2 protein-coding genes are annotated in these 1,590 nt (G+C 43.4%); both read left to right on the top strand.

Going from position 1 to position 1,590, the window contains the following annotated elements:
- A partial coding sequence (locus tag VLN09_RS06410; protein WP_325244787.1) for a TIGR03915 family putative DNA repair protein occupies positions 1 to 665 on the top strand: 665 nt, incomplete at its 5' end.
- Between the two features lie 152 nt (positions 666 to 817).
- A partial coding sequence (locus tag VLN09_RS06405) for a glycosyltransferase (RefSeq protein ID WP_325244785.1) occupies positions 818 to 1,590 on the top strand: 773 nt, incomplete at its 3' end.

Genomic DNA, 1,590 nt, shown 5'->3' with positions numbered 1-1,590 from the left:
CCAACCATGCTGAGCGAGTACTCACGAAGTTGAATCAACTCCTAGGTCGCTCGGGTATGCGCAATTTACTTTGGGGATTTTTGTCAGAAAAAGACAATATCGGTAGCACATTGTTTCAAGTAGTCAAATACGCTATTGATTATCCAAGTCGCCATATTATGGATGATTTGGGTAATCTTAATGTCTTAGAGCTCGTGCAAACAGTCAAGTCTGTTGGTCGCGAAAAACACCGTATGGAAGCCTTTGTGCGCTTTGAACATACCGTTGAAGATATTTACTTTGCCCGTGTTGAGCCGGATTTTAATGTCTTGCCGCTGATTGGTGAGCATTTCCGGCAGCGTTATCAAGATCAGCATTGGGCAATTTATGATTTGGCGCGCGGCTATGGCATTTATTACGATAAAAGCCGCAGTACACCTAAGCGCCCTGCTGCCCTGCAAACCATTACTGAGCTTGATGAGGCGGTATTGCGCAATCCTGCCAGCATTTATAGCAAGGATGAGCAGCGTTATCAGCATTTTTGGCAAGGTTATTTTACCAACGTTAATATCAAAGAGCGCAAGAATACAAGTTTGCATAAGCAGTATCTGCCGCAGCGCTACTGGAAATATTTGAGTGAAAAACAAGTATTACCAAATGCACCGCACCTTAAAAAACAGCGTTAAGTCCTTGATTGTCGTCACTTAATTTGACTGTCGTTATTTACGACCAATAACAATCTCTATCTCGCTTTATGTTTTTATCTTGGTGGTTGAGTTTTAGCCACTTTTCACTGACAATAGCAGCTTGATATCGTCAAATAGTGACCCACGCCATTATGAAAGTTATGCGTTTACTATCGTCTTTAAAGCATGATGAATCCGAGCGCGGTATTTTTCATCTTGGGCGCGCTTTGGTCAAAAACGATCATACTTCAATCATTATCTCTAGTGCCAATGAAGACAACGATTTGGTCAGACGCCTAAAGCGTGATGGCAACCATTATCACCAACTATATATGAACAAAAAATCTTGGCTGTCATTGTTACAGGTCGCGCCATTGCGACGTTTGATTGAAAAATATGATCCTGATGTCATTCATGTGCATTCGCGCACGCCTGCATGGATACTACATTTAGCGCTGCGCCGTGCACGGGTAAAACGTCGACCAAAACTGGTTTCGACCATGTATGGCTTCTATCCAATCAATAAATACTCACAAGCTCTGCTCGACGTCGATACCATTATTACCGTGTCTGATAGTGTGACCGATTATCTCAAAAAAGGGCTGCGCCGCGAGGAACTCGACCCTCGCGTGATTAAGCGTATCTACCGCGGTGTTGATACGCGCCGCTATCCTTATCGACACAATCCATCGGTATATTGGTTACGCCATACCTTTGCTGAAGATCCTGAGCTTGAAAATAAAAAATGGCTGGTATTTCCGACTATTATTGGTAAGGAGTATGGACAAGAATGGCTGATTGATATCTTGGGCAATCTGAAAGAGCAATTCCCCAATATCCATGCCATTATTATGGATGAAGATTACCGAGCAGGCGATGTTGCGCATGAGGATTTTCGTCAACGCAGCAATACCTTAGGGCTTGC

The organism is Psychrobacter sp. (assembly GCF_035469765.1).
GTDB lineage: Bacteria > Pseudomonadota > Gammaproteobacteria > Pseudomonadales > Moraxellaceae > Psychrobacter.
Note: the sequence above shows the minus strand (reverse complement) of the source record. Positions and strands in the feature narration are given on the sequence as shown.